Origin of the sequence: Paenibacillus ihbetae (genome assembly GCF_002741055.1) — a bacterium.
In the GTDB taxonomy this organism is placed as follows: domain Bacteria; phylum Bacillota; class Bacilli; order Paenibacillales; family Paenibacillaceae; genus Paenibacillus_AQ; species Paenibacillus_AQ ihbetae.
In genome coordinates this window covers 5,423,929-5,447,908 of the sequence record NZ_CP016809.1, presented here as the reverse complement: position 1 = coordinate 5,447,908, position 23,980 = coordinate 5,423,929, and the positions used below count along the sequence as shown (strand labels likewise).

Annotated in this window: 28 protein-coding genes and 1 pseudogene; 7 read left to right on the top strand and 22 right to left on the bottom strand. The window is 52.9% G+C overall.

All coding sequences use genetic code 11. The annotated features are described in order from the left end of the window. Window positions 1–38: 38 nt before the first annotated feature. From BBD41_RS24530 to BBD41_RS24510, 5 genes and pseudogenes are all read right to left on the bottom strand, one after another. Complete coding sequence (locus BBD41_RS24530) at window positions 39–1,028, bottom strand: beta-ketoacyl-ACP synthase III (RefSeq protein ID WP_007132119.1); 990 nt, start codon at window positions 1,026–1,028, stop codon at window positions 39–41. An 8-nt stretch (window positions 1,029–1,036) separates the two neighbouring features. Beyond that, window positions 1,037–2,023 carry a phosphate acyltransferase PlsX gene (gene plsX / locus BBD41_RS24525; protein ID WP_099479170.1) on the bottom strand — a complete coding sequence of 329 codons (987 nt, stop codon included), beginning with the start codon at window positions 2,021–2,023 and terminating at the stop codon, window positions 1,037–1,039. Further along, window positions 2,007–2,607: pseudogene (gene fapR, locus BBD41_RS24520) on the bottom strand (transcription factor FapR). Before fapR ends, plsX begins: the two are co-directional and overlap by 17 nt. Before the next feature lie 181 nt (window positions 2,608–2,788). Beyond that, window positions 2,789–2,962 (bottom strand): 50S ribosomal protein L32, encoded by a 174-nt coding sequence (gene rpmF, locus BBD41_RS24515; protein ID WP_006211382.1) that lies wholly within the window; start codon window positions 2,960–2,962, stop codon window positions 2,789–2,791. A 52-nt stretch (window positions 2,963–3,014) separates the two neighbouring features. Then, window positions 3,015–3,524: a YceD family protein gene (locus tag BBD41_RS24510; protein WP_077567179.1), complete on the bottom strand. Its 510-nt coding sequence runs from the start codon at window positions 3,522–3,524 to the stop codon at window positions 3,015–3,017. A gap of 199 nt (window positions 3,525–3,723) precedes the next feature. On the opposite strand from BBD41_RS24510, the gene BBD41_RS24505 reads away from it, so the two are divergent. Beyond that, window positions 3,724–4,959, top strand: coding sequence for a nucleotidyltransferase (locus BBD41_RS24505; RefSeq protein WP_099479168.1), 1,236 nt, complete (start codon window positions 3,724–3,726; stop codon window positions 4,957–4,959). On the opposite strand, the gene BBD41_RS24500 is transcribed toward BBD41_RS24505, so the two are convergent. After that, a complete protein-coding gene (locus BBD41_RS24500; protein WP_077567181.1) occupies window positions 4,949–5,989 on the bottom strand; it encodes a SepM family pheromone-processing serine protease in 1,041 nt (346 codons plus the stop codon). The genes BBD41_RS24505 and BBD41_RS24500 overlap by 11 nt on opposite strands. 110 nt (window positions 5,990–6,099) lie before the next feature. Here BBD41_RS24500 and BBD41_RS24495 point away from each other — a divergent pair, with 110 nt between their 5' ends. Then, window positions 6,100–7,311: a nucleoside recognition domain-containing protein gene (locus BBD41_RS24495; protein ID WP_099479167.1), complete on the top strand. Its 1,212-nt coding sequence runs from the start codon at window positions 6,100–6,102 to the stop codon at window positions 7,309–7,311. Here the strand turns inward: BBD41_RS24495 and coaD are convergent. The 3 genes from coaD to BBD41_RS24480 form a co-directional block, all read right to left on the bottom strand. Continuing rightward, a complete protein-coding gene (coaD, locus tag BBD41_RS24490) occupies window positions 7,289–7,804 on the bottom strand; it encodes a pantetheine-phosphate adenylyltransferase (RefSeq protein ID WP_077567183.1) in 516 nt (171 codons plus the stop codon). The two genes, BBD41_RS24495 and coaD, sit on opposite strands and share 23 nt — an antisense overlap. Beyond that, the gene (gene rsmD, locus BBD41_RS24485; protein ID WP_237086904.1) at window positions 7,788–8,399 is read right to left on the bottom strand and encodes a 16S rRNA (guanine(966)-N(2))-methyltransferase RsmD; all 612 of its coding nucleotides are present in this window, start codon (window positions 8,397–8,399) and stop codon (window positions 7,788–7,790) included. The genes coaD and rsmD overlap by 17 nt, the downstream gene beginning before the upstream one ends. Window positions 8,400–8,941: 542 nt before the next feature. Beyond that, window positions 8,942–9,541: a short chain dehydrogenase gene (locus BBD41_RS24480; RefSeq protein WP_077567184.1), complete on the bottom strand. Its 600-nt coding sequence runs from the start codon at window positions 9,539–9,541 to the stop codon at window positions 8,942–8,944. A gap of 178 nt (window positions 9,542–9,719) precedes the next feature. Between BBD41_RS24480 and BBD41_RS24475 the strand changes: the two genes are divergently transcribed. Next, window positions 9,720–10,403 (top strand): stalk domain-containing protein, encoded by a 684-nt coding sequence (locus BBD41_RS24475; RefSeq protein ID WP_099479165.1) that lies wholly within the window; start codon window positions 9,720–9,722, stop codon window positions 10,401–10,403. A gap of 102 nt (window positions 10,404–10,505) precedes the next feature. Here the strand turns inward: BBD41_RS24475 and BBD41_RS24470 are convergent, their stop codons facing one another. Further along, window positions 10,506–10,613: a sporulation protein YjcZ gene (locus tag BBD41_RS24470; RefSeq protein WP_099479163.1), complete on the bottom strand. Its 108-nt coding sequence runs from the start codon at window positions 10,611–10,613 to the stop codon at window positions 10,506–10,508. A 193-nt stretch (window positions 10,614–10,806) separates the two neighbouring features. After that, entirely contained in the window at window positions 10,807–11,046 is a 240-nt protein-coding gene (locus BBD41_RS24465; protein ID WP_099479161.1) for a helix-turn-helix domain-containing protein, read from the bottom strand. 176 nt (window positions 11,047–11,222) lie between these two features. Between BBD41_RS24465 and BBD41_RS24460 the strand changes: the two genes are divergently transcribed. Beyond that, complete coding sequence (locus BBD41_RS24460) at window positions 11,223–11,894, top strand: tetratricopeptide repeat protein (protein ID WP_077567188.1); 672 nt, start codon at window positions 11,223–11,225, stop codon at window positions 11,892–11,894. Between the two features lie 103 nt (window positions 11,895–11,997). Here BBD41_RS24460 and BBD41_RS24455 read toward each other — a convergent pair whose 3' ends face one another. From BBD41_RS24455 to rpiA, 4 genes are all read right to left on the bottom strand, one after another. Further along, on the bottom strand, window positions 11,998–12,633 hold the full coding sequence (locus BBD41_RS24455) for a GDSL-type esterase/lipase family protein (protein ID WP_077567189.1): 636 nt from the start codon (window positions 12,631–12,633) through the stop codon (window positions 11,998–12,000). Between the two features lie 127 nt (window positions 12,634–12,760). Then, a complete protein-coding gene (locus BBD41_RS24450) occupies window positions 12,761–13,198 on the bottom strand; it encodes a GNAT family N-acetyltransferase (protein WP_099479159.1) in 438 nt (145 codons plus the stop codon). Between the two features lie 102 nt (window positions 13,199–13,300). Next, entirely contained in the window at window positions 13,301–13,750 is a 450-nt protein-coding gene (locus BBD41_RS24445) for a MarR family winged helix-turn-helix transcriptional regulator (RefSeq protein WP_077567191.1), read from the bottom strand. Window positions 13,751–13,815: 65 nt separating this feature from the next. Further along, window positions 13,816–14,514, bottom strand: a complete 699-nt coding sequence (gene rpiA, locus BBD41_RS24440; protein WP_099479157.1) for a ribose-5-phosphate isomerase RpiA — start codon at window positions 14,512–14,514, stop codon at window positions 13,816–13,818. An 89-nt stretch (window positions 14,515–14,603) separates the two neighbouring features. Here rpiA and BBD41_RS24435 point away from each other — a divergent pair, with 89 nt between their 5' ends. Next, window positions 14,604–14,801, top strand: a complete 198-nt coding sequence (locus BBD41_RS24435) for a hypothetical protein (RefSeq protein WP_099479155.1) — start codon at window positions 14,604–14,606, stop codon at window positions 14,799–14,801. A gap of 46 nt (window positions 14,802–14,847) precedes the next feature. Here BBD41_RS24435 and BBD41_RS24430 read toward each other — a convergent pair whose 3' ends face one another. The 5 genes from BBD41_RS24430 to BBD41_RS24410 form a co-directional block, all read right to left on the bottom strand. Beyond that, on the bottom strand, window positions 14,848–15,423 hold the full coding sequence (locus tag BBD41_RS24430) for a macro domain-containing protein (RefSeq protein ID WP_099479153.1): 576 nt from the start codon (window positions 15,421–15,423) through the stop codon (window positions 14,848–14,850). Window positions 15,424–15,502: 79 nt separating this feature from the next. After that, window positions 15,503–15,922, bottom strand: a complete 420-nt coding sequence (locus BBD41_RS24425) for a hypothetical protein (protein ID WP_077567195.1) — start codon at window positions 15,920–15,922, stop codon at window positions 15,503–15,505. Window positions 15,923–15,985: 63 nt separating this feature from the next. Then, on the bottom strand, window positions 15,986–16,609 hold the full coding sequence (locus tag BBD41_RS24420; RefSeq protein ID WP_099479151.1) for a TraX family protein: 624 nt from the start codon (window positions 16,607–16,609) through the stop codon (window positions 15,986–15,988). A gap of 302 nt (window positions 16,610–16,911) precedes the next feature. Then, window positions 16,912–18,120, bottom strand: a complete 1,209-nt coding sequence (locus BBD41_RS24415; RefSeq protein WP_099479149.1) for an SLC45 family MFS transporter — start codon at window positions 18,118–18,120, stop codon at window positions 16,912–16,914. A gap of 4 nt (window positions 18,121–18,124) precedes the next feature. Continuing rightward, window positions 18,125–18,862: a glycerophosphodiester phosphodiesterase gene (locus tag BBD41_RS24410; RefSeq protein WP_099479147.1), complete on the bottom strand. Its 738-nt coding sequence runs from the start codon at window positions 18,860–18,862 to the stop codon at window positions 18,125–18,127. 221 nt (window positions 18,863–19,083) lie between these two features. Here BBD41_RS24410 and BBD41_RS24405 point away from each other — a divergent pair, with 221 nt between their 5' ends. Together BBD41_RS24405 and BBD41_RS24400 are read left to right on the top strand one after the other, a co-directional pair. After that, a complete protein-coding gene (locus tag BBD41_RS24405; protein ID WP_099480776.1) occupies window positions 19,084–19,554 on the top strand; it encodes a MarR family winged helix-turn-helix transcriptional regulator in 471 nt (156 codons plus the stop codon). Next, on the top strand, window positions 19,541–20,776 hold the full coding sequence (locus tag BBD41_RS24400) for an MFS transporter (protein ID WP_099479145.1): 1,236 nt from the start codon (window positions 19,541–19,543) through the stop codon (window positions 20,774–20,776). Before BBD41_RS24405 ends, BBD41_RS24400 begins: the two co-directional genes overlap by 14 nt. Window positions 20,777–20,817: 41 nt before the next feature. Here BBD41_RS24400 and BBD41_RS24395 read toward each other — a convergent pair whose 3' ends face one another. After that, window positions 20,818–22,098: a bacillibactin exporter BcbE gene (locus BBD41_RS24395; RefSeq protein ID WP_099479143.1), complete on the bottom strand. Its 1,281-nt coding sequence runs from the start codon at window positions 22,096–22,098 to the stop codon at window positions 20,818–20,820. A gap of 106 nt (window positions 22,099–22,204) precedes the next feature. After that, window positions 22,205–23,908, bottom strand: coding sequence for a methyl-accepting chemotaxis protein (locus tag BBD41_RS24390; protein WP_099479141.1), 1,704 nt, complete (start codon window positions 23,906–23,908; stop codon window positions 22,205–22,207). Window positions 23,909–23,980 lie beyond the last annotated feature (72 nt).

The window sequence follows — 23,980 nt, the reverse complement described above, 5'->3', positions numbered from 1 at the left end:
TTCATGCGCGAAGATCCATTCGCGCTAAATGTATGATGTCACCAGATGAGTACGGACGAGCCCCAGGTTAATCCGCCGCCGAAGCCTACCATGAGCACTTTGTCGCCCGGCTTCAACCGGCCGGACTCCTGTGCTTCAACAAGAGCCAGCGGCACGGACGCAGCCGACGTATTCGCATACTTGTCGACGTTGATGACAACCTTTTCCTCAGGAAGCTCAAGCCGTTCCATCGCCGATTTGATAATCCGGATATTCGCCTGGTGCGGAATGAATAAGTCGATATCCTTCTTATCGATCCCCGCCTTGGCCAACACGGCCTCCGTCGCGCTTCCCATGACCCGTACCGCAAATTTAAACACTTCGCGTCCGTTCATATAAATGTAATGTTTATTCGTATTTACCGTCTCCGCTGAAGCAGGCAGTCGGGAACCCCCGGCTTCAATGTACAGATGAGCGCCGCCTGCGCCTTCGGCCCCGAGATCAAACGCTTGGAACCCTCGGCCTTCCGGCACCTCTCCGACGATCGCTGCACCGGCCCCGTCGCCGAACAGGACGCAGGTGTTCCGATCGCTGTAATCCGTAATTCGCGACAAGCAGTCCACACCGATCACCAGGGCATTATTGTACATGCCCGTCTTCACGAAATTCGTGGCAGTTGCCAGTCCGTATACAAACCCGGAGCAGGCTGCCGAGAGATCGAATGCAGCCGCCTTCTTGGCGCCCAAACGATCCTGCAGCAGACAAGCCGTTGACGGAAAGAACATATCCGGAGTGATGGTAGCCACGATAATCAGCTCCAGGTCCTCCGCATGCATGCCCGCCGATTTCAGGGCGTTCACGGCAGCATGATAGGCCAGATCCGACGTTGCCTCATGCTCGGCTGCGACATGACGCTCCTTGATTCCGGTACGGGAGACGATCCATTCATCGCTCGTATCCACCATCTTCTCCAGATCCTGGTTAGTTAAAATCTTCTCCGGCACATATTTGCCGGTGCCAATAATTCCGACCGGACGCAACTTGTTCATATCCTCACTCACTTCCCGCTGATTTCCTTCGAAATGCTCTCTACCAACTGATTCTGCAAAGCTGTGCGCGCCTGGCGGATCCCGTTCTTCACCGCGTTCGCATCCGATGAGCCGTGGCTCTTGACGACAAGCCCGCCAAGGCCGAGCAGCGGAGCTCCGCCGTGCTCCTTGTAGTCCAGCATCGACTTCAAGCTGCGCAGCTCCGGCATCATGAGCGCGGCGGCGAGCTTGGTTTTGAGCGATTTGCCGAACTGCTCCTTGAGAAGCGAGAACAGCGCGCCGGCCGTTCCTTCAATCGATTTGAGCAGAATGTTGCCGGCAAAACCGTCGCACACCAGCACATCGCATACGCCGTTCATCACGTCGCGCGATTCCACGTTGCCGACAAAATGGATCGGCAGCTCCTTAAGCAAAGGATATGCGTGCTTCGTCAGCTCGTTTCCTTTGCCGGCCTCCGTCCCGACGTTAAGCAATCCGACGCGGGGCTTGGCGATTCCGTGCACCTTCTCGCGGTAGAGGCTGCCCATTAGCGCGTACTGCTGCAGATGCTCCGGCTTCGAATCCATGTTCGCGCCGAGATCCAGCGCCAGCATTCCTTTGCCGTCAAGCGTCGGAATCATGGGCGCTAACGCCGGGCGCTCGATTCCGTTCATCCGGCCGACGACGAGCAGGCCCGTTGTCATTAAGGCACCCGTGTTACCTGCGGAGATCATGGCGTCCGCTTGGCCTTCACGGATCATTCGGCCCGCAACGACCATCGAGGCATCCTTCTTCCGGCGCACGGCCTTCACGGGCTCGTCCTCCGCCTCGATCACCTCGCTGGCATGGACGATCTTCAGATTGGAGGGACGCTCCTGCAGCAGACTCTCGATCCGTGCCTGATCGCCCACGAGGATAATCTCCGTATCCGTCCATTCCTTCGCTGCAAGCAGCGCGCCTTCCACATTGCTGTTCGGCGCATGGTCGCCGCCCATCGCGTCAACGACAATTCTCATGCCTATTTCCTCCTTCACTTATGTCATTCCCCTGCAGATCGGTATATTACGAAATTCCCCTGGAACACCATTTCATCGGAGACATAAGTAAACACTTCCACCTTCGCCTTCTGTCCCGCAATGTTCCGGACATAGGCCTTGGCTATGCATTTCTCCCCAAGCTTAACCTGTCTCAAAAATCGGATGTCCGCCGAGGAGGTCAATGCGATCTCGTCGTTGATTACTGCGACAGCAAGTGAATTGGCCTGAGCGAACACATAATGTCCGCGCGCAATCCGGGTTTTGCTGAATACATGCTCCTCACGAATTTCGAATATCGATATTCCGCTCTTGTCTAATTGCAAGTCAACCACGTCTCCGATGACTTCCTCAAGCGACAACGAGCGAACCTGATCGTAGGAATGCTCGGCCATCTGCTTCATCCGCTCCCGAAGCTCCGGGATGCCGAGCTCCATCCGGTCCAGGCGAATCGTCTGAATGCTGACTTTAAGCTGGCGCGTCAACTCGCGGTCCGTAACAAAGGGATTCTCGTCGATCAGCTGGACCAGCCGCTTGTGACGGTCTTTCTTAGATAAACGATCGATGACGAAACAACTCCTTCTGCCGCTATTATAGCCGCCATTCTTCAAACCTATATGTAAATTAGTCGTAAATATTAGAACCTGGTACTAATGTTAAGTATAAATCATGTCACGTTAAAAAGAAAGAGGACGCGGACAAAAAAAATAGCACCTCACCAGAGATGAAGTACTACTTATGAAAAGACTATTGTTTGATGATCTCTCTTGCCTTGTACGTTCCGCATACTTTACATACGCGATGTGCAAGCTTCAGTTCTCCGCATTGCTCGCATTTCACCATGCCCGGCACAGCCAGCTTAAAGTGAGTACGACGCTTGTCACGACGTGTTTTGGACGTTCTACGTTGAGGTACTGCCATGTTCCCACCTCCTTATCGGTTCAACCCGCTGTCGCGGGTATCATATCCATCATCATTTAAAGAAGTCCTTTAGCCCGGCCAGCCTCGGATCAATTACTTCCGTATCGCAATCGCAGGAGCCTTCATTAAGGTCCTTGCCGCAATTGTGGCAAAGTCCCTTGCAGTCGTCTCTGCATACCGGAGCTAGCGGCAGCTGAAGAAGAAATGCTTCCTCCACATATGGGGCGAGATCCACACTCTCGCCTTGTACATATGTCGTGTCGTCATCTTCGTCCTGAATGGATTCAGGATTCTCCACCTGCTGGAATACTTCATGAAAAGGGATGTGCAGATGTTCGTTGACCGGCTTCAAGCAGCGGGAGCATTTCATCTCCAGCTCAGCTTCCAAGCTTCCCCGAACGTCTACCGAGCCTGCGACGGACGGAACTGCCTTCAAATCCACTTGCAGCGGCTGAACGGCGACGATATCCTTCCGACCCTTTACGGCATTCGTAACATCCACGGTTTGATGGAACTGTAACGGTTGATCGCTGGTTGTCAATTTACGAAATTGAATAAGCATATCCATCACTCCAAACAAACAAAGATTATTATACCGATTCAGCCGGAGTTTTGTCAACAGGATTACCTTTAAGAACCGTGCGGATATCCTTTTTGCGCGCCGCGGCAGGCACTGCAGGCAACGCCGCTTACGCATGCGTTTATTCTTGCAGTTTCGGCATCGAATTATGTTATATTCTTAAGCAAGGAGTTGAAGAACAGTGAAAACGGTTGGAATTGTGGTTGAATACAATCCCTTACATAACGGCCATGAGCTGCATTTTCATAAATCCAAAAGCATCACTCGCGCGGACGCGGTAATCGCCGTCATGAGCGGCCCGTTCCTCCAGCGCGGCGAGCCCGCTATTGCCGGCAAACGCGCCCGAACGGAAATGGCGCTTGCCATGGGAGTCGACCTCGTGCTCGAGCTGCCTGTCACCTATGCGGTGCAGCCGGCGGAATGGTTCGCGTACGGCGCGGTCGCCACCCTCCATGCAACCGGCGTCGTGGACAGCCTGTCCTTCGGATCGGAAAGCGGGACGCTGGAGCAGCTGCTCCCTCTCTCCCGCGTCCTGGCCAAGGAACCCGACAGGCTTCGCGCAGAGCTCGACCGCCGCCTTGCGGAAGGGCTAAGCTTCCCGTCAGCCTACGGCGCTGCAGCCGCAGCCGCCTTCGGCGTTACCGAGAAAGATGCTGCCGGACTCCGGGAGCTGCTCACGAAGCCGAACAATTCGCTTGGGCTCCATTACCTCATTGCGCTTCAACGGCTAGAGAGCTCCATAGCGCCCTTCACCATCTCCAGGGAAAGCGCTCAGTATCACGACCCCGAGCCGGGGGCCGGATCCATCGCCAGCGCAACGGCAGTCCGCAGAATTATTGCCAGCCAGGGCGTTGAAGCGGCTGCTCCATATATTCCCGAATATACGCTGCGGATTCTGGAACGCGAAATCCGGTCAGGCAGAGCCCCGATGAACTGGGACAGGTTCCGTCAGCCGCTGTTCCAGACCTTGCTCACGTTGCCTCCTGACCAGCTTGCGCAGTGTCTGGAAGTGACCGAAGGGCTTGAGTATCGAATCCGCCGAATGCTCCCCAAGCTGGATAACAGCTCCGTGGATGCGCTGCTGGATTCGCTCAAGACCAAGCGATACACCCGTACCAAGCTGCAGCGCATGCTGGTGCATATTATGCTGAACCACCAGAAAGCCGGGATGAATCCCGGCGAGCTTGCCCGTGGCCCGGGCTATATCCGGGTGCTTGGGTTCAATGAGACTGGAAAAAAACTTCTGAGAACAATGAGGAAGACCGCTTCCCTTCCGGTCGTCATTAAACCGGCCGCTCTGGATCATCCCCAGCTTACGCGCGACCTTCAAGCCGCCGCGGTGTACGCCAACGCCTACCCGAATGCGGACGTCCGCGACCTCTACCATGACTATCGGCTGCCGCCCCTTACTCTTTAGGCGGCAGCTGCTCCAGATAGTCCAGCGCATCCTGCAGGCGCTCGACTTGTACGAGCTTCATGTCCGTTCCGATCCGGTCGGCCCGCTTCTTGGCTTCCTCGTAGTTCTTCGTCGGCACGAAGAAGATTTCGGCTTCCTCCCTGTCGGCCGCAACAATTTTGTGCTTCACGCCGCCGATGGGGCCTACCTTGCCCGACTTGTCGATCGTGCCCGTTCCGGCGATCCGGTAGCCCTTGCTCAAATCGCCCGGCGTGAGCTGATTGTAAATTTCCAGCGTGAAGATCAATCCGGCCGAAGGTCCCCCGATGCTGGTATCCGCAAAGTTGATCACGTAATCCGGGTTGCTCGGCGCAACCTTCTGCATGGTGGCGATCATTACCCCGAGACCCGGTCGCTCCGCTCCCGTCTTTTCGTCCTTGATGCTGACGAGAGACACATCCTCCTTCAAGGTCTTACCTCCACGCTCCAGCTCAACCGACACCTTGTCTCCGACTTGCTTGCCGCTTAACAATGCGGCGATTTTGTCGTTGTCCTTCGCAGGCTGCCCGTCAATCCGGATCAGTTTGTCTCCCGGATGGAAATGATCCGCATTGGCGGAATCGTCAGGGATCGACATCACGAACACATAGGCTGGCTCAATGGCATACTCAACGCCGGCTGCCTGATAAGCAGCCTCCATAGCGGACGATTGGGAGGAGTTCATGTAATAGACCTGGGTGGCCGCGTATTCCTCCTTGCTCTGATCCCCCATCTTTTCAGCCTTTTGCACAACCTCGGCATTCGGATTGAACGTCGACATCATCAGCAAGGCAAGGTTCGCATAGCTGGCCGATACGGTCGTCATCATGAACGTCCCCTCTTCCTCGGGATCGCTCTTCTCGACGCGGATCATCGGCCGCACCTCCTCGGCGCTGCCCGGCTGATAAATCAAATAAGGAGTCGGCATGTACACGACCAGGTACACCATTAATCCAACCATCAATAAATACAGTACAATTCTTAAGCCATTCGGTTTAACAGACTTCTTCATCGCATTCTCCCTCGCCTTCTAAATCCGGGCCTCGCGCCAAGATTGGTCTGACGGTTGTCTCCCTTGCATAAAGTTGTACTAGCTATGTTTACGTCGAAAGGAGATTCCTTATGAATAAAGGCAACGCCACCAAAACCCAGTCCGGATTCGCCAGCACAGTCCTGCTGGGGGCAGCCGCCTTCTTGCTGGTGCTGGCCGTCGTCAGCGCGCCCGAGCCCGCCTTTCAGGCCACCCTGCAAGCTTTGAAATTATGGTGGAACATCGTATTTCCCGCACTGCTGCCATTTCTTGTTCTGGTGGAAATATTGATGGCCTACGGCTTCGCCCACGGTGCAGGCGTTCTGCTCGATCCGCTCATGCGAAAGCTATTCAAGCTGCCGGGCAGCGGCGGCTGGGTGCTCATTACGGGTATGACCGCCGGATATCCGGCCGGCGCTCAGGCGGCCGCCGCCATGCACAGGCAGGGAGACCTCGGCCCCGGAGAAGCGGGAAGGCTTGCCGCCATGTCCCACTTCTGCAATCCGATGACGATTCTGGTTGTCATCGGGACCGGCCTGCTCCATCAGCCTGCGGCGGGCTACCTGCTGCTTATCGTGCATTGGCTTACCGGACTCCTGGCCGCGTGGCTGTTCAGTCTCTTCAGAAGAAAGCCGCATGATCCGAATGTCGCAGCGCAGCTGAATAAGCCTGCCCGGCAAGGACCGTTAATCAAGCGTGCCGCTGCTGCAGCGCTGGAAGCCCACAGAAGGGACGGCCGCAGCTTTGGGAGACTGCTGGGAGACTCCGTCACCCGCTCCGTCCAAACCTTAATGATGGCCGGCGGCTTTATCCTGTTATTCGCCGTGCTTACCCGGGTATTGTCCGAATATTTGCTGCCCTTGCTTCCTTCTTATTTTACATCGGGATTGCTGGAAATCCACCTTGCATCCGCATCGATCAGCAGCTCAGCCTTTACGAACAGCGCCATGCAGCTTGCCGTCTTGTCTGCCGTTCTTGCCTGGAGCGGAATGAGCGCGCAGCTGCAAAGCCTCTCCCTGATGCGGGACGCAGGCCTATCCTGGAGCACCTTTATCCTGAAGCGGATCGTTCATTCCCTGCTCGCATTTCTGGTCATGCTGGCATGCTGGAAGCCCGCGAGCAGCCTGTCTGCCGCCATTGTCCCTGCCTTCAGGACAGAGCCGCCGGAGACCGGACAGAACGGGAATGTCTTCAGCCTGTGGAGCGGCTTTCCGTCCGTTCTTCAATCACAGATCGTTGTTTTCCTGCTGATTGCAGCAGCGCTGTGGATGATTTCATCGCTTATTGTTCGCGTCCGGCGTTGAATTTACGACGCAGAGCCGCATCGACCTCGGGACTAACCAAATCGGTCGTATCGCCGTTAAAATGAGCGATCTCTTTAACCAGGCTTGAGCTGAGAAACGAATACTTCGGATGGGTCATCATGAAGATCGTCTCCGCGTCAGGATTCAGCTTGTGGTTGGTCGAGGCGAGCTGCAGCTCATACTCGAAATCCGTCACGGTCCGAATGCCGCGGACGATCACTTGCGCATTCCGCTGACGCACATAATTGGCTAACAGGTCGCGGAAGCTGTCGATTTCCACGTTAGGCAGATGACGGGTTGCCTCTCTCAACAGATCCTTCCGCTCCTCCACCGTAAACAGCGGGTTTTTGCTTAAGTTGTTAAGAACCGCCACGATCAGCAAGTCAAACTGCTTCGAAGCCCTTGTAATGATATCCATATGCCCCATCGTCACAGGATCAAAGCTGCCTGGATAAACGGCAATTCGATATGTACTATTATTCTCGGTTGTCATCGTGTGATTCCTCCTCATCCGCACCGGCAGCTTGTCCCTGTACGGTTTCGTATCTGTAAATAGTGACGGCGGTTTCGCCGTACCTTGCCGTTCGCATGCCGTGAAAAGGGCCGAAGCTCTCCGGATATTCGTACCCTGACTCATATTCCAGAACGATAACGGCTCCCTCGCGAAGAAGCTTGCGCTCTGCCATATCATTCATGAGCTCATCCCCATTTTTGAATTTATAGGGAGGGTCCAGAAACACCAGATCGAATGCCGCTCCCCGTTTCTCCAGCACCTTAAGCGCTCTTGCCGCGTCGTTGCGATATACCTCTGCCGCGTCCTGCAGGCGCACGGACTTCAGATTATCCTTGATCGTCTCGATGCTCCGCTGCTCCACATCAATAAAAACAGCACGATCCATTCCCCGGCTTAACGCCTCGATGCCAAGGCCTCCCGTGCCTGCGAACAGGTCAAGGACGGTTCCCCCGTCGAAATAGGGGCCGATCATACTGAATATCGCTTCCTTCACTTTATCCGTCGTCGGACGGGTGCTCATGCCGGGAACGCTTTTCAGCGGTCGGCCTTTTGCACTTCCGGATACTACTCTCACTGCTCGATTCACCCGTTTCATCACATCAAGATTCATGGCCATGGACGGCCATAGCATTGATTATCGTAACATAATCCTGCCGCATATGAAAAATGAAACATGCCCCCTCTTCATTTTTTTTCAAAGTCAGGTATATTTCCGCTCCTGCCGGGCATCCTAAAGATATCGACATCAATGAATGTCGTAGACAACCGCGGAGAAGACTTACGTTTCCCCATAAGCTCTTCGTCCGGTTTCTCCTCTCCCATGAGGGAGTCTCTTTTAGAGGCTCCCGAAAACAATCCCTGCAGTATCAGGATTTTTCTGCAGGGATTGTTTTTTTGTTTGATTGGGTGCGGCTCAGGTACCAACCAGCTTCACTAAAAGAAGCCGCTCAATTATTCCGGTGAGCAGCCTCTTTTAACGAAGTGATCAATCCCCCACAACATTCCGCCTTGGAAGACCTCCGTTTAGCTTATAGACAGGTTTATGACCTGAAACGGAAGCGGACTTATTATCTCCGAAAATGTACTTCATCCCATATTTCAGCGTACCATTTCTTTTTAATAAACCGTGTACGTTTGTCCGGTTTGGGCACCCTCCACGCTTTTCCGGTAGGCAAGCGCAGCTCTCCCGGCAGGTACCGGCTCAAAGCCCGGGAAGTATGGGCCGTATGTACTCATGGATTCCTCCAATACATTGGGACTGACGTTGTTTATGCGAATCCCTCGCGGCATTTCAATGGCTGCGGCTTGAACGAAGGCTTTAATCGCTCCACCTGCCATGGCGGAAGATACGCCTCCGATAATAGGACTGTCCATAATAATGCCGGTGGTTAACGTAAAGCTTCCCCGATCATGAACATGGTCCATCCCGAGCAAAACAAGGTTGATTTGCCCCTTCAATTTACCCATAACCGCGATTTCATTCAGCTCTGGCGTCAATTCGTGAAGAGGACCAAAGTAAGCCTGGCCCGCGGTACAAACCACTGCATCTACGGATCCGACAGCCTTGTACATGCCCGCAATACTTTCAGGAACGGACATATCCATCGTTATATCGGCACCACTGCGTCCAGCTGTTATAATTTCATGATCCTGCCCCAGCTCTTTGCGAACCGCTGTACCCAGTGTACCGGATGCGCCTACCATTAGAATTTTCATGATCCAATTCCTCCATCCTGCTGGTCTTGTTATGTCCATCGTTGGACAAGCCAAATCGTATCACATGAAATGGCAATATGCCAGAATCGGGAAGCCTTGCGGTTTCATTCATTCATTATGTATAATGACCTGGCATGCCCTTTCATAGGGGGAACAGTAAAAAGGAGGAAAAGGAACATTGAAGAAAAAGTTTGTAGCATTACTATCTGCAGCAACATTGGTTGGCGGGATGACGATCGGTGCAAGTGCAGCGCCGGCATTACAGAAGATCACCGCTCATTTGAACTGGGGCATTACCTATGAGGTGAATGGCAAGCAATGGACGCCTAAGGATCAATCGGGGAACCGTATCGCTGCTATTTCCTATAACAACACGACTTATCTACCTGTGCGGGCAGTATCAGATGCACTGGGCGTGGCGGTGGAATATGATAATAAAGCTCAGAAAATCAAACTGGGTGAAAAATCAGCTACAACTCCCATAACTTCGGAAGATATTAAATTGTCATATGACTCTGTTATAAGCAAGGACAAGCAGCACACCGTACATAATGGTAAAGATTATGGTTCAGGAGTTCTCCTTAATAACGTCAACATTGGAGAGAAGAGATTCACGCTTAAACCGGGAGGCAAACATCAAACCCTTGAACTTTCCGTATTGCCTGTAAAGGTTACTAAAGAAATCCTGGTAAAAATAATGAGTGGGGACGTGCTGCTGAAAGAAGTCGTTATCTCTCCAAGCGACAGCATTCAGACAGTCACCGTTGATATTGATGGAGCCAAGGAAATTGAGGTTTCGGCTAAGTATGCAAAAGTCGAAATTGGCGACGATACCCTATTCTTCGCTGGAACTTATAAGTAAACCATATTAGAAGAAGAGACCCTGCCGACGGCAGGGTCTCTTCTATTCGCTCTTTAGCAGATGTGATTGCTCTCTTCATCTCTGTTCATTATAAAGAATGGATTAGATAAATGCGCGAGTAATGATCACCAACAAGATGAATAATACCAAGATAGCACCTACTGAAGAGCCGTATCCGTAACCACCGTATCCTCCAGCTACTCCGCTCACATGTATCCCTCCTTTTTAGAACATACACCATACTATGACGCATCCCCTAAAATGAACTGGGCGATCATCCTGACCGTACAATAATAATGAAGATGCCCCCGATCCAGGAGCCGAGCGTTAATTAAAACAAAGACGCGAGGGGTATTTTAATCCCTTGCGTCCTCCGTATGTATGCCTTGAATACAGGCGGCTGTTATCCTTCTTCGGTCAACCGGTTGTGATCCGTGGACTCCAATAACTTCCTGCGCCGGTCAATCAGACCTTCCTCCCCATGCTCGCGGAATTTGCGCATCCACACCTTTAACCGCCCGATGTCCGATATTTGCAAGGCGGATGCCACCTCTTTCTTCGTTTTCCCCGCAAGCCGCATGGCGACTGCTTTCTTCTTCGTTTCGAAACTGTAGGTATGAAATGTTTGCCCCTTTTTCGCCATGATTATCACCTCTTAGTATGTATATCGGTCGAGGGCGTTCGTATTTCAATATCCCGGCTCCACCGGTCAAACCATGCTTATAAAGAGCCTTCACAATCAAAATAGGATCCTCCAGCTGCTCCAATATATGGTATAATTTCGTAAGAATTCATGAAAATCAAATTGGGGGATCTTCCTTGGGAAAATTCATTATTTTTGGCATGCTGTTTTATATTTTCGGTAATCCGCTGATTGCCATTGTTGTTCTTCTCCTTATCGTTTACGTCCTGGACCGCCGATTTGTCGGCGTGTTTCCCAGCATTACACGTCCGATTCAGCGGGCAAGACAAATCTCCAAGCTGCGGAAAAATATTGCGGCCAGTCCCAGCGACGTCTCGTCGCGGCATGAGCTGGCAAGGCTCCTTATCGAACGCCGCAAATACGGGGAGGCGCTGAAGCTGCTGGAATCCATCTCGGAAAGCATGCAGGACTCCGCGGAATACTGGGATGATATCGGCACCGCCCGCCTGAAAACCGGAAACACCGTTCAAGGAGAGGCGGATATCCTTCAGGCGCTGGATATCAACCCCCGGGTAAAATACGGCCGGCCCTACCTGAGGCTTGCCGACGCCTTCCGTTCGGCGGATTCCGCGAAAGCGCTCGATTATTTACAAAAGTTTCATACCATGCATTCGTCATCCTCTGAAGCCTACTACCTGCTGGGATCCATGTATCGGGTACTGGGACAGCGTCAGGAAGCCAAGGAAGCCTTCTCGGAATCGATGAGCGTATACCGATCCCTTCCCAAGTACAAGCGGCGTCAAGAGCGCAAGTGGGCGGTTCGGAGCTTTTTCCGAAACTTATTCTAAATGCGCTTGAAATCAGCCCCAAGAAACGCCGTGGAAAACTCCATACCTTGAACCATATAAGGCCCGCCGGCGAAAAGCCGGCGGGCCTTATTGATCCATCTATTTATACCAGCGGCTTGTACCCAAGCCGATTCAGCTGCTCGGCGATGACCCGGTACCCCTTCCCGTTCGGATGAAGCCCATCCACCGATAGCAGCTCCTTCTCTTTGCCTGCAAATGCAGCATTCACATCGGCTATCCGGAAGTACACGTCGCTGAGGCTATGAAGATATCGATTAAACCGCGATACGTATTCCGCTGCTTCCGCGGAAGCAGGGTACGGATTGTACAGCCCGACGGCACGGATGAAATAAGCTTTGCCGCCTCCTGCCTTGATATTACGAATATGCTTGACGGTGTTAGACATGTAATACTGGCAACGAAGCAGCGCCCGATCCAGTGATTCCCTGTCGGGACGGCCGCCGGCGGATTTCACGGCTCTGATCAAGTCGTTGCCGCCAATCGATATGGTTATGATATGGGCCTGCTGCAAATGGTAACGATAGGCCGGATTTTGAACGATCCGCTCATACAGCCCCTCTGAGGTTAATCCGTTAATCCCCATATTTTCGTGAGCCACGAATTGCCGAAGCCTCTCTTCCGCCATCCGGCGATATAGCGGAACAAAGCCGCTGCCAGGCATCGCTCCGAACCCGAAAGTCAGCGAATCGCCGACAGCGGTATAATGATACACCAACATGTTCACCCCCTGTCCCGCTCGTTATGACATTATATGAGCGAGAACATCGGTTGTGAAACGGGACAGTGCCTCGAATAAAAAGAATACAGGCTGGTGCTTATCCCTCATTATCCTCTACGTTTAGCCCTTAATCCAATGCCTCGGCATCGACCTCATAGATACAGCGGAACCGTTCGACTCCCGGATATTTCTCCCCGAGGCTGTGCACTTCAAACCCGATATTCCGGTAAAAGTCCACCGTTTCTTCGTCAGTCTCCGCAATTACCCGCTTGGGCTTGGGGTCAAGCTGAAGCAGCAGCTCCAGAATCATCCCCCGTCCATAGCCTTTTCCCCGGTTCTCGGGGATAACCGCAAGATGCCTTATTGTCACTTCATCCTGCTGAATGTCACAGCCGATAATGCCGACGAGAAGCCCTTCCTCCACGTAACCATACAGCTTGCTCCCGCCTTCGGCCTTATAATATGAAACGGCCTTCTCTACCTGATCCGGATCGGGAAAAACCGAATAGCCGAGCAGCTCCCGAACCTCCAGTTTTGCCGCTTGGGATGTTATTTCCTTGAGCATACCTTGTATCCCCCATCATCTTTGTGTGTGAGCAAAAAAAAGCTGTCCTGCTCCTTCTCTTTCAGCTGTGCTTCAAAACGCTGGCGCTGATCGATCGGATCGCTAGAGCATTTCCTCCGCGCTCCGGCCAAGCTTCTTGAGGAGCTTGGCCGCCTGCGCCTTTTCCTCATCGGTCAATCCGCTGAGCGCCTTGATCATCAGCTGCTGGTGGCCGGGAAAGATCGATTCAAAGAACTCCTTGCCATGCGGAGTCAGCTCTGCATATATCACACGGCGATCCTCCGCCGATGCCCGCCGAACGAGGAGATTTTTCTTCTGCAGCTTGTCTACCACATATGTAATATTGCCGCTTGAGATCAGCACTTTTTCACCGATTTTCTGCAGCGGCTGCGGTCCTTTGTGGTACAGAACATCCAGGACGCCGAATTCCGTGGAATTCAATCCGTGACTCTGGATGCTGCGGTTGGAATGCGTCATAACCGCATTATAGGCTCTTGCCAAAATAACCATCAAATGCAATGGATAATCCTCTTGTTCATGAAAATCCGACATATTTCACCCTCCGAAAGTTGTCATGTATTAAGGTTAATGAACGCAAGGCTCAACTGTCAAATGGATTATTCGCTTGCCGCGTCAGCTCCGAAAATCCGCACCGAACCATCCCGATATCCAATAATCGCTTCATCCGCCATCCCCAGAAACAACCCGTGCTCGACGACGCCCGGAATGCCCTTCAGCCGGGCAGCCAGCTCTTCCGGTTCGGAAATCCGCTCAAACCGGCAGTCTGCGATATAGTTGCCGTTATCCGTCTCATACATGGCTCCTTCGCGGTCCCGGCGCATTTGCACAAAGCAACCGAGCTCTTTCAAGGATTGAATGGTCCATTCATAGGCGAAAGGAATGATTTCGACCGGAAGCGGAAACGCCCCCAGTACGGGCACCGCTTTGGTCTCGTCGGCAATGATAATCAGCCGGTCGCTGCGGTACGCCGTCATTTTCTCGCGCAGCAGCGCCCCTCCTCCGCCCTTTATAAGCCGAAGCTTCCCGTCGAGCTCATCCGCTCCGTCAATCGTCAGGTCCAGCCGGCCGATATCCCGGATCGGGGCCAGCGGAATTCCTTGCTGAACGGCGAGCTCCTCGGAAGCCCGAGAGGTCGCTACAGCTTGAATGTCAAGCCCTGCACGGACCATCTCCCCGATTTTGAGAATGGCGTAATAAGCCGTTGAACCGGTTCCGAGGCCAACCTTCATCCCGCTCTGGACATAACCGGCAGCACGCTCCGCCGCAATTTGCTTCATATTATATTCCGTGTTCATCCCGTGATCTCACCTTTCTACATCATGGTGCAACCCATGCTATAATATTCAATTATACCGACTTATTTCGTCCAACACGGAGGTTGAATATGCGAACCGAGAATCAGATCAAGTCCAAGCTCAATGAGCTTGCCATGCAAAAAAAGCTGCTGCACGCCCGTATTGCACAGCTGGACGAGAGCAGTCCGCAGCGCTCTGCCCTAGTTCAACAGGAGGCCCGCCTCGACGATATGATGATCATGCTGGAATGGGTGCTGAACGAGCCGGGAGGCTCCTATCATATGTAATCAAGCATACCGAAATAACGAGAGGGGCGCCTTGGCGCCCCTGCCTTTATATTTGAGCCTCCTTCTCCCGTGTGAAGCGTTCGAGCCAGTTCACATAGAGCTCGGCGTTCTCGGGAGAATAACACACAAAGTCAATACGCTCCAGCCGGTTATCCGGAAGGTCCTCCTCCAGCAGCTTCGTAACCGCCGTCAGGGCAACGTCGCAGGCCGGGGCTTTCGGGTATTCATAAATGCCTGTGCTGATATTCGGAAAGGCGATGCTTCGCGCGCCTACCTCAATGGCAAGCAGAAGACTGTTCCTGTAGCATTCCGCAAGCGTGTGCTCCTCACGGCGCCCGCCCCCTTCCCAGATCGGGCCGACGGTATGAATGATATGCTGTGCAGCCAAGCGACCCGCACCTGTAATTACGGCGTTGCCGGGCGGGCAGCCGCCCTGCTGCTTGCGAATCTCCATGCACTGCTCCATGATTTCCGGTCCGCCGGCACTGTGGATTGCACCGTCGACCCCTTTTCCGCCCAGCAATCCCGAATTTGCAGCATTTACGATAATGTCGCCCGTCCATGTCGTAATATCGCCTATTATGACGGAGACCGATGTCCTTCCGATTTTAAAAGTTTTCATTCGGAAAATCTCCTTTCGGTCTTTTAACCCTTTATTACCCCGCCTGAGGGTCGGTTGACCCTGAATGCCCGGCCTGGCGTTATCTTTTTTTGGCGACCGCCGTTAGCCGTTCCGTCAGCCGGACCTCATCCTGGCCCTGAAGGGCCTCCTCAACCGTCCGGTAGAACCGCAGCGTTCCCCGGTCCCGCGCGGCTTTCAGATGGGAGAGAAATACATCGCCCGCCTCCTCCAGCTTCAAATCCTCGGCTTTGTGCCGGGTTCGGCATAAATACACCTTCATCGGGCCTTGAGGATCCTCATATTCCATAACGCCGATCGGCGTCAGGGTCCGTTCATCCTCCCTCGTGAATTGGGGCGTCATATAAACGGTATATTCCGAAGCCGGCGGAGGAATGTATGCTTCCCGCTTTTTATCTGCAATCAATCTGGAATTCATGAATGCAAGATAACCTGCTGCAGCAAATAAAATAACGGCCACAGCAATGGCAATATTCATCATCGATAAAGCCTCTCCTTTTTTTTGTTTCGTATCGATCAACCCGGGAGCGTCCAGTCCGTCGCTCTACATGAAGACCCTGATCACAGCAATGAGAACCAGATGCAGCGGATAGAATGAACGCCACACCCAGCGGCTGACCCTGACTGCTTCAAGCTTTCTCCAAATCTGCGGCCCATAAGCAATAAGCACCGTCGGAATGACGCTCCACATTTGAAGCTCCCAGTTATTGACGAACAGGAACAGCAGATTCAGCAGCATATGAAGCGGGGCGAGCCAGCTTGGCTTCGCATATCGAAAGATAAGAATCAGCATCAGTCCATAAGCACCGTAATCAAAAGGAAGATCATTCAAGAGCGTGCATGCGGCTACTATAAGCATCGACGACAGTATCCACGATTTCGAGCGTTCCAGCAGATATAGCACCAACGCCCCAACAAACAGCGTAACGACCACGTTCAAGCCACGGGTGTCGAGCGCCAGCTGGTAGGGAATTTGGGATAGGGCCGCAATGACGGCTAGTCGCAGCATGTACCGCGGCCTTGAGGAGGTGTAGCGATGTCCTTGCACCAGGGCGTAGGCATAGATCGGAAAGGCGATGCGTCCGACGATCCGCCACAATTCCTGATCCGGAAAAAATACGAGCCCCACATGATCAATCAGCATCGTCAGCATAGCGATCCACTGCATCACAGCCCTCCTCTCTTTGTACAGCCTTCGTGTACGCTATGTATTTTCTGAACCCAGCATATCTATTATCGGTTGCTTTGGGGACTGTTGCAAGTGGCGTTGAGGCTTGCCGCGTAAAAGCTGATCATGCTGCCCGAAACTGTGGGGTTGCTGTTGCGAGAGCTCAGCTGAGGTGTGTGTTCCAAGAAGGTCAGCCGAATGTTCCGACGAGCGGGCTTTGAACATAAAAAACCACCCGGCTGATGTGCCGGATGGCCTGCAATCTCCCTTGTTACCGGGAGCAGATTCAGGATCTTGTTCGTTTACGGCGCCCCGGCCGAAGCCGCTTGCGGCTTGTTATGGCCCGATGACTCGGGATGACGAATCATCAAAACGCAGACGAGCGCCAGCAGCATGCTGCCAGCCGCACAATAGAACAATATCGAATAGCCCATGCTGTCGATGAGCTTGCCGAGGAGCGGCGGCGAGGAGATGGCAGCAAGTGATGATACAAGATAATACATCCCGGTTCTTGTCCCGATGCTATCCTCCGAGCCGGTGGACACAACGAACGGGTAGGAATTGATGTTGATGCACGCCCAGAACAATCCTCCCACGGTCAGCAGAATGCGAAGCACAAGCAGCGATTCGATCAGCGGCACGAGGGAAAACACGATCAGCAATCCTAGGACGCCAATGGTAATAACGCGCTTCTTCCCGAATTTGCTGCCGAGCCATCCGCTGGGAATCGCAAACAGCACGAACGCCAGCGAGAAGAAAGTCAGGGAAAAGGACGCCTGTGACTCCGTCAGTCCCATTTCATTTTTACCGTACAGGGTAAACAGCGTCTCTACCCCTTGATAGGCAACAAACCAGAAGAAAATGGCAGCGAGCAGAAACACCGTCGTACGGTTCAACTGCTTCTTGAAGGATACCGCGGACTTCGCTTCCGTCTGAGCTTTATAGCCCGGTGCGTCTCTCCGTTCCTTAATAAACACGGTCAAGATCAGCAGCGAGGCCAAGGTGACGACTGCGGAGGCGATGAAGGGCAGCGACGGATGGGCATTATACAGAATGGATCCGGCACCGAAAGCCAGAATCGAACCGACGCCTCCCATGAAGTTAATGATCCCGTTGGCACGGGTACGTCGCCGCTCTTCCGTAATGTCGGGCATCAAGGATACGGTAGGCGAACGGTATAAGCTCATAGCCAGGTTCATCAGCACCATGAACAGGAGCAGCGTCGCGAGCCCGTTATGAAAAGGAATGATCGCCGTAAACAAAGCGCCGAGCGGCATCCCGATCAGCAGATAAGGCATCCTTCTTCCGAACCTTGTATGTGTCCGGTCACTCCGGCTTCCGATCCATGGCTGCAAAAACAAGGCAAAGTAATTGTCGATTGTCATGAAAAAACCGATCAACGCGACACTGGAAATGTACCGCTCCAGAAAATAAGGCACAAAAGCGTTATACAGCGCCCAGGTGATGCTAATGCTGAAGAAACCAAAGCCCAGCAGCCATGTTTTTCTCAAAAGCTCACACTCCCTTGGTCTGCAGCAATCCGGAGAGCACATCCGGATAATCGGTAATAATGCCGGCCACACCGGCTTCGATCAATGATTTCATTTCATGCTCGTCATTAACGGTAAACGGATGATAAACGACGCCGTTCCGTTTGGCTTCCGCCACCCATTCAGGAAGAACAGCCTTCTTGTATGCATGAAGAGCATCCGCTTGAATGCGCTTTGCGTATTCCCAAGGCTCGTACAAGCCTTCCATATATAAAACGCCCGTCCGGATCTCCGAATCCACGCGCTTGCAATGAAGGAGCGAATAATGATTGAAGCTGGAAATCACGATACGATCGCCCATCTTGAATTGGTTGACGGCCTCGATTACCTTCTCCTCCAGTCCCGGATACGGTACCGAGCTGTTCTTCAGCTCGATATTGACGATCGTGCCGCGGCTTTGGGTCAGCTCGAGCAGCTCCTCCAGCAGCGGAATGCGCTCCCCTTGGAATGCCTCCCCGAACCATCCACCCGCGTCCAGCCTCGACAGCTCCTCGTAGGTGTAATCCTTAACGAATCCTTCCGCTCCGGCGGTGCGCTTCAGCGTCTCATCATGGATGAGGACGAGTCTTCCATCCTTCGTCATCTGTACATCGGTCTCAATGCCGGTGGCACCAAGCTCCAAGCTTTTTTCAAAAGCCGCCATCGTATTTTCCGGGCAGACTGCTGAAGCCCCGCGATGGGCAAAAATGATTAATTGCGGCATGTTCTCTTTCGCCTCCTGAATGGTATAAAAGTTTGTCACTTTAACTATAGCTCGCAATTGTTAGAACTATGTTATCCGTATTCTCATATTCCACAAGAAGTGGAAAATACCTGTCTTGAAAGCGATTTATTTTATTTTGATTGACTTCAAATGAATGTTATACATATAATTGTTAAGACAACTATTTATGAAAGCCTGAAATGAAAGGCGTGACTTGTTTCTTGAAAACCCCTGACTCAAATCCATCCATCGGCTTTTATCTCGGCTACACCTATCGGCGGGCCTCCCAATGGTTCAGTCATGCTTTGAAGCCGTATGACATCACGCCCGAGCAGTGGCTCGTCCTCTATCGCATATTTGAGCATGAAGGACTCAACCAGAAAGAGGTCGCGGCGAAGGCGGATAAGGATCAGCCTACGACGACCCGGATTCTGGATTTGCTCGAGAAGAAGGGCTTTACGCGAAAGACCGTCTCACCGCATGACCGCAGAGCCTTCCAGCTGTATCTGACCGATTCGGGGAAGCAATTGATTGAAGCTACGGCAGAGATCGAACGCGAATGCGGCCGGCAGATCATCGAGGGAATCGACAGCCGGCAGCTGGAGCTGTTCTGGGATACGCTCTCACGCATCAATGACAATCTTGAACATCTACAGAACAACAGGAGAGATAGCTTACATGAAACCGAATAACCTGAAACAACCCTTATGGACCAAAGAATTCATCACCCTGATGGTCAGCAACCTGTTCCTGTTCCTGACCTTGCAGATGATGCTGACCACGCTGCCTGCATATGCGCAGGATGCCTTTACGGCCAGCCCGCTTCAGGTCAGCCTCATTACAAGTTTATTTGCATTTAGCGCGATTCTATCCAGATTCGTCTCAAGCAAAGCATTGGAGAAAGGCAAGCTCCGACTTTTGCTGTATGTCGGACTTTTCATCTCCTTGGCGGCAACCCTTGGTTATTATTGGGCCACGGGCATTATCTTTTTGCTCTTGATGCGCATCCTGTTCGGCATCGGCTTCGGCATGACGAGCACCTCGTTCCCGACGATGGCATCTAACGTGATCCCGCCGAAACGGATGGGCGAAGGGATGGGATATTTCGGCCTATCGACGACGCTCGCCATGTCGATCGGTCCGATGATCGGACTTACGATGCTGCAGCACGGAGGCTTTACGCCGCTCGTGATGCTCACCGTGCTGATTAATATTCTGATCTTCCCGCTCGCCTACATCCTGATCTCGAAAAGACCGAAGGCAGAGTCCGCACCTGCGCCAAAAGCCACCGCGGATGACGTTGATGTTCCGAGCGGGTTTAACCGCAAGCTGATCCTCCCCAGCGTGCTGAACTTTTTAATGTCGATTACGTACGGGGGACTGCTCAGCTTTATGGCGCTGTATGGCCAAGAAGCCCATCTTAGCAATCCCCAATACTTCTTCCTGTTCAATGCGCTGGCCATCATTCTGGTTCGCCCGTTCTCCGGCAAAATTTATGACCGCTACGGGCATAAAGCGCTGATGGTCCCGGCTGCCGTTCTGATGATTGCAGGACTGCTGCTGCTGACCTTTGCCGCATCGACGGGCTCGCTTCTGCTCTCGGCGCTGTGCTACGGCCTGGGCTACGGGGCCATGCAGCCTTCTATCCAGACCTGGATGATCCAGGAGGTTCATCCGAAGCAGCGCGGCATGGCTAACGGCATGTTCTTCAACTCGCTTGACTTCGGGGTAGCGATCGGCTCGATTGTGCTGGGGTCGATTGCCAAGGCAACATCCTATGGCATGATGTACCGGTTCTCCGCCATCTCGTTGGTGCTGCTCATTGTGATTTATGTCATTATGAAGCTGGTGCGAGGAGCTGCCGCAGCTCCTCCCACTGCCTTAAACGAGACGAATCAGAGCGCAGCCGGATAATCCGGCCCGATACCTAGCTTAACGAAAAAGGTCTTGTCCACTCACTTGTGGACAAGACCTTTTTTCTTAATTCCCTTCGGTTTCTTGAATTCCACCCGATAGGATCCGCCGCCCGGATCATCCTTCTTGGCTTCGGGCTTCACGGCAAAGAGCGTAAGCAGCCCGCCTACTGCTGCGATGGCTGCAAGCGTGCCGAACATGATCCCGTGATGCGTCCCCAGCAGCAAAGAGACGACGGGCGGTCCCAAAGAAACGCCAATAAATCGCATGCTGCTGTATAGCGACGTGATCGTTCCCCGCTGCTCCTTGTCAACCCCCTCGGTAAGCAGCGTGTCCATACATGGGAGCACCATCCCGATCCCGATCCCGCCGATCGTCATCATGCCGATCACGAAATATATTTGATCGCTGAATCCGATCACGAGCAGAGACGCCGTTAAGAGGCACATGCCGGCAAACCCGGTCCACTTCATCCCCCGCTTATTTTTACCCGTGAATTTCCCTGCCAAGTAGGACGCCAAGCACAGCAGGGCCAGAGGGATAGCCAGCACCAGGCCTTTAACGACTCCTTGCAGACGGTATGTGCTTTCCAGCGTCTCGGATAAATAGAACAGCATGCCGAACACGCCAAACATGGCAATACCCCCGATCGCAAAGATAGCGTACATCCACCGGCCCTTCTCACGAAGCACCTCCCGGGTTGTCTTTAAAAATTCGCCGAGAGACCGCTCATCCTGCTCGTCTCCCTTCGGAGCCTTTACCAAAAAGATGACGAGCACCAGCGAGATCAAGCACAGAACCGGAATGGAGATAAACGGGAGAAACCAAAGGAAGCTTCCGAGCAGCGCGCCCAGGATGGGACTTACAACCTTCCCAAACGTGTTGGATGTTTCGATAATACCCAAGCTTTTACTAACCTTCTCTTCGTCATCGAACATATCGCTGACCAGCGGTATCACGATCGGAAACGCGCCGGCCGCGCCGATTCCCTGAAGGAATCTGCCCGCCAGGATGACATAATAAGATGTCGTTCCCGTCAGCAGCCATGCTGCCACGGCAGAGACCGCTCCGCCCGCCGCCGCAATGATTAAACTCGGTATGATGATCTTCTTGCGCCCGAACCGGTCCGATAAATAGCCTGCGATCGGTATCAGCAAAATGGCTACCACGGCATAAACCGTAATCAACATGCTAACTTGAAAGGAGCTTATTCCCAGGACTTTGGATATTTGCGGCAAAATGGGAATCAGCATGGAGTTGCCGAGCGTCATAATGAGCGGTATGGAAGCAAGCGCAACCAGGTCCCATTTTTTTGTTTCCATGAGAAGACCACCTTTATGTTATCAGTATCCATATTGTAGGTTCTTTCGCCTAGAATATGCATCCGATCAAGGTGGTCGATTTTACCCGAATAATTTTCTTGGACGGCTACACTTTAAACCCGGACATCAGCTGGGTCAGCTGCTTCGACATGCTGCTTAGATCCTCTACAGAGCCGGCAATCTCCTCCATCGACGCAAGCTGTTCTTCGGTTGCCGCGCTTACGCTCTGTGTTCCTGCCGCCGTTGTTTCCGTTACATCCTGGATTCTGCGGATCGTATGCACCAGCTCTTCGGCCCCGGCATTCATCTCTTCAGTCGCCACGGTCACGCCGTAAATCTGGCCGTTCAGCTCCTCGATGGCTCGTTCGATGTCTTTGAACGCACGTTCCGCCCCCTGGGCGACGTCCATACCCTCGGAGACCTCCCGGGTGCTGCGTTCCATCACATTCGCAAGCTCATAGATGTCCTGCTGAAGCTGTTGAACAAATTGGCGGATTTCAATCGAAGAATTCGAAGCCTGATCGGCCAGCTTTCGGACCTCGGCGGCAACGACCGCGAAGCCTCTGCCATGTTCGCCAGCCCTGGCCGCTTCGATGGAGGCGTTCATCGCGAGCAGCGAGGTCTGCTCGGCAATTTCGATGATCACCTGACCCATGACGCCGATGCTGGAGGCTCGCTCGCCTAGGTGACGTACGGATTGCGCCGATTGGTCTACACTTGTGCGGATGCCCTTCATTTGATTCAGCGTCTGAACAATCGCTTGCTCTCCATCGGCGGCCAGCCTGTTGGCAGTGGATGCAAGTCCGGACACCTCTTGCGCGGTCATCGCGATATGCTTCATCCCTTCCGCCATATCGGTGACGGTTGTTGTCGTTTCCTCCGTATCCTGAAGCTGGCTCTCTACCCCAGCAGCCACTTGCTCCATGATGCTTGAGGTTTGATGCGTGGCTTGGCGAATCTCCTCGGTCGTCGTATGTAGTAGAGAAGCCGATGCGCCGACTTGTCCTGCCGTTTCTTGAATTTTCACGACCATGTCTCTAAAGCCCTGTACCAGCTTATTGTATGCGTCGGCGACATCCCGGATTTCATCCTTTGTCGTAATTTGAAGCCGAGTAACGAGATCGCCGCCGCCCTCCGCAATCTTCAACAGCTGATCCTTCATCCGGTTCAGAGGCTGGATCGAACGGGTCAGCAGATACCCCTGTACGGCAAAATAAGCAATAGCGGCAAGTCCTATTAATAGAATGACGTTATTCTGGAACCGGCTTGCTTCGGCAATGCGGTTTGCCTGCTTGGCAAGCGCTTGATTTTTACTGGCTGTAAAATCGGTAACAAGCGCTTCAAACGATTTGCGGAGTTCCCGCTCACGATTGAAAGCTTCCTCATAAATCCTAAAAGGCACCGCTTTATAGAATCCGGAATCATATCCCAGCTTGTTCAGCACTTCGGTGACCGCGCCGGTATAATCGGCGAATCCTGCTTCGATGCCCTCAATCACCTTCTTGTCCTCGGCTGAGGTCATCAATCCTTTCGTCTCCTCCATCAGCGATGCGATGGACTGCTGCTTCGATTTCAAAGAGTTGACATACTCATCGTCACCGGTTAGCAAATAACCCCGTTCATCATTCGATATGCCGGTTAATAAATATTCCAGCTGGGTCAGGTTATAGATAATCTTCTGATCCACATCGATGATCTGACTGAACTTTCGCTCTGTCGAATTTGTGGAAATAAATGCAATGAGTATGATTACCGCCGTGACAGCAGCAAGAATCGAAGATGAAAGTATGAGTTTCGTTTTTATTTTCATCCGTGAGCACCCGACCTTTTGTATGAATTTATATTCCCAAGGTTTTTTTCGGCAAAAAAGCCCGCGAAATGA